Annotated in this window: 4 protein-coding genes; all 4 read right to left on the bottom strand. The window is 73.6% G+C overall.

What is annotated here, in order from left to right; translation table 11 throughout:
* The coding region (locus tag IRZ18_09525; GenBank protein ID MBX5477345.1) for a hypothetical protein at positions 1 to 191 on the bottom strand (191 nt) is incomplete at its 3' end.
* Positions 192 to 195: 4 nt separating this feature from the next.
* On the bottom strand, positions 196 to 1,191 hold the full coding sequence (locus IRZ18_09520) for an ABC transporter ATP-binding protein (GenBank protein MBX5477344.1): 996 nt from the start codon (positions 1,189 to 1,191) through the stop codon (positions 196 to 198).
* Entirely contained in the window at positions 1,188 to 2,162 is a 975-nt protein-coding gene (locus IRZ18_09515; protein ID MBX5477343.1) for an ABC transporter ATP-binding protein, read from the bottom strand. Before IRZ18_09515 ends, IRZ18_09520 begins: the two co-directional genes overlap by 4 nt.
* 38 nt (positions 2,163 to 2,200) lie before the next feature.
* The coding region (locus tag IRZ18_09510; protein ID MBX5477342.1) for an ABC transporter permease at positions 2,201 to 2,725 on the bottom strand (525 nt) is incomplete at its 5' end.

Here is a 2,725-nt window from a genome sequence, read left to right as displayed (position 1 = left end):
CCCCGGAAGTGCTCGCTTCGCCCGGCAGGCCGCGCCCGGAACCGTTCGGCCGCGGCGTCGAGCGCAGCCGCCACGCCGCGCTCAAACTCGGGCGGCGTCGACGGCACCTTGGTCACGATCACCTCGCCCGTCGCAGGATCCATGCCGACAAGATCCGTGAACGTTCCGCCGATGTCGGTCGCGATGCGCAATGGGTCACACCTCTCCTGCGAAGTGGCAGCGCGCCCGGTGGCCGCCGCCCAGATCCACGAACGGCGGCTCCTGCTGGGCGCAGACGGCCCGCGCGGACGGGCAGCGCGGCTGCAGCGGGCACCCGCCGGCCGGCGCGGCGCCGCCGGCCTTCAGCTGCGGCTCCGGCAGGCGGCCGGACTCCATCCGCGGCAGCGAGGCGATGAGCGCCTTCGTGTACGGGTGCGCCGGCTTCGACAGGACACGTCCCACCGGACCCTCCTCCACGATCCGCCCGCGGTACATGACGGACGTCCGCTCGCAGAGGAAGTCGATCACGGCGAGATCGTGCGAGATCAGGAGGTACGTCAGGTTCAGGCGCTCCCGCAGGTCCTGCAGGAGGTTGAGGATCTGCGCCTGCACCGAGACGTCCAGGGCGGACGTCGGCTCGTCCAGGATGAGGAACTTCGGCTCCAGCGCCAGCGCCCGCGCGATCACCACGCGCTGGCGCTGCCCGCCGGACAGCTCGTGCGGGTAGCGACGCGCGTGCTCCGGGAGGAGGCCCACCTGCTCCAGAAGCTCCGACACGCGCGCCCGCCGCTGCGCCTCCGAAAGGTCCGGCCGGTGGACGCGCAGGGGTTCCGCCACGGCACGCCCCACCGTCCAGCGCGGGTCGAGCGCGCCCGTCGGATCCTGGAAGACGATTTGCACGGAGCGGCGGAACGCCTGCAACTCCGCGCCCCTGAGGCCTCGGACATCCCGGCCCCAGAAACGCACCTCGCCGGCCGTCGCCGGGATCAAGCCGAGCAGCGTGCGGATGAGCGTCGTCTTGCCGGAGCCCGACTCGCCCGCCAGGCCGTGCGCCGTGCCCGGCCGCTCGACGACGAGATCGACGCCGTCCACGGCCGGCACCCAGCCGCGTACGCGGCGCAGGAGCCCCGAACGCACGGGGAAGTGCTTCTTGAGGTTGCGCACCTCCAGCACGGGCGCCGTCGCGCCCGCGCGAGCGTCCGCATCCGTCACCGCGCCTCACCTCCCGGGAAGAAGCAGGCCACCTGGTGCATTTCGCCAGCGTCCTTGAGCCGCGGCGCCGCCATGCGGCACCGCTCGGCCGCGCGCGGGCAGCGGTCGGCGAAGGCGCAGCCGCGCGGCCGCTCCCGCAGCGACGGCGGAAGGCCCTCGATGGCCGCAAGCCGGCGCGCCCCGGACCCCAGGCGCGGCGCCGCCGCGAGCAGCAGCTGCGTGTACGGGTGCTGCGGCCGGCCGAGCACGGCGGCCGTCGGCCCGCACTCGACGACGTCGCCCGCGTACATGACGGCGACGCGGTCCGCGAAACCGGCCAGCAGGCTGACGTTGTGCGTGATGAAGATCACGGCCAGGCGCCGCTCCCGCTGCAGTTCCGCCAGGAGGCGCAGGATCTGCGCCTGCACCGTCACGTCCAGCGCCGTCGTCGGCTCGTCGGCGATCAGGATCTCCGGGTCCCCGGCCAGCGCGAGCGCGATCATGACGCGCTGCCGCTGGCCGCCGGAGAGCTCGTGCGGGTACCGTCCCTTGCCGGCGAGTCCCGGCAGCCCGACCCGCTCAAGAAGCCGCTCGGCCTCCGCGCGGGCCGCCGCGCGGCTCAGGCCGCGGTGGACGCGGAGCGCGCGGACGATCGGCTCGTCGACCGGAAACACGGGGTTGAGCGACGACGACGGATCCTGGAACACGACCCCCACCCGCCGGCCGCGCACGGCCGCCAGTTCCCGCGGCCCCGCGCCGACGAGCTCCCGTCCGGCCAAGCGCACGCTGCCGCCGGCGATGCGCGCGTGCGGCGTGGGGAACAGCTGCGCCACCGACATCGCCGTCAACGTCTTCCCGGACCCCGTCTCGCCCACGAGCCCCAGGACCTCTCCCGGGTACAGGTCCAGCGCCTGGACGCGCAGGATGGGCCGCGCGCCCTCTGGGCCGAGGATGTCCAGCGCCAGGCCGCGGATCGAAAGCAGCGGTTCCATCCCGCGCGCCTCCTCCTGCGCGCGCGCGTCTCCGGCCATCACACGCGCCCCCTCGTGCGCGGGTCCAGGATCTCGCGCAACCCGTCGCCCAGCAGGTTGAACGCGGCGACGGTGACGAGGATCGCAAGCCCCGGGAAGGTCACGTACCACCAGTTCGTCAGGAAGAAATTGCGCCCCGTGTTGACGAGGAGGCCCCACTCCGGCTGGGGCGGCTGCGCTCCGATGCCGAGGAAGCTCAGCGCCGCCAGCGTGAGGATCACGGAGCCGAAGTCCAGCGACGCCTGCACGATCACGGGCGCGAGCGCGTTCGGCACGAGGTGCTCGAACACGATCCGCCAGCCCGGCACGCCCAAGGCGCGGGCTGCCTCGACGAACGGCCGCTCCCGCAGCGACACGACCTGCGCCCGCACGATGCGCGTGTACCACGGCCACCATGAGAGCGCGATGGCCGCCACGGCGTTGACGAGGCTGTGCCCCAGCATGGCGGCGATCGCCGTGGCGAGCAGGAGCGACGGGAAGCTCAGCACCACGTCCGTGAAGCGCATGATGAGCTCGTCCCAGAA

The sequence above is a fragment of the Clostridia bacterium genome, assembly GCA_019683875.1.
GTDB lineage: Bacteria > Bacillota > Sulfobacillia > RBS10-35 > Bu92 > Bu92.
Note: the sequence above shows the minus strand (reverse complement) of the source record. Positions and strands in the feature narration are given on the sequence as shown.